The organism is Xanthomonas hortorum (assembly GCF_040279205.1).
Taxonomy (GTDB): Bacteria; Pseudomonadota; Gammaproteobacteria; order Xanthomonadales; family Xanthomonadaceae; genus Xanthomonas; species Xanthomonas hortorum_F.
Genome location: NZ_JBEOLS010000137.1, coordinates 1 through 665, shown reverse-complemented (window position 1 = coordinate 665; position 665 = coordinate 1). Strand labels below are relative to the sequence as shown.

The 665-nt window shown below is 61.2% G+C and carries 2 pseudogenes; both read left to right on the top strand.

Annotated elements, in window-relative coordinates:
* Positions 1-376 (top strand): annotated as a pseudogene (locus tag ABS769_RS22520) (hypothetical protein); the annotation flags it as partial.
* Between the two features lie 29 nt (positions 377-405).
* A pseudogene (locus ABS769_RS22515) lies at positions 406-665 on the top strand (hypothetical protein); the annotation flags it as partial.

Here is a 665-nt window from a genome sequence, read left to right as displayed (position 1 = left end):
GCGTAAAAACATCACCGGCGATCCGGATGTGGACGAGTTGCTGTACGCCATCGATTGCAAGGACGAGCTGGCGATCGAACAGGCCTTAAAACGGGTCGCCAACAGCCCCTACAGCCAGGCCCTTGCCAAACAAGGGCATGAATTTCTGGATGCCCAGGCGATGCAGGAAGCCCAGGAGCAGGCGAGTACGCGCCAGGCACTGAACATGGACGTGTCGACAGAGGTGCAGACCAGCCGTGGCCCGGTGATGGTGATGACGCTGCCGCAGTTCGCCAATAATCCCGCGATGCAAGGTGGAGGCCCGCCCGGTGATGGAGGGGGTGGCGACGGTGGTGGTGGGGGCGGCGGTGGCGGTGGCGGTGGTGGGGGCGGATAGTTAGAAGGCAAGAAACGCATTGAACCTAGCAAGAGATCACCATGGACATGCACAACACCTCAACGCTGCCGGATGGCAGTGAATCGCACCAGGCGATGACGGACTCGATCAAGGCCATGACGGCAGTCATCGCGGCGATGCAACGGCGAGAGCAGGCCCTTGAGGATCTCGTACGTCATCAAATGCAGCTTCTGCAGGCCGCAGTCAACAGCGCCGATCAACGCGTCAACCGGGTGGTGGAGAACGCGCTTCCCCGGCTGACGCAATTGAGCAACCAGGCATTGACGCA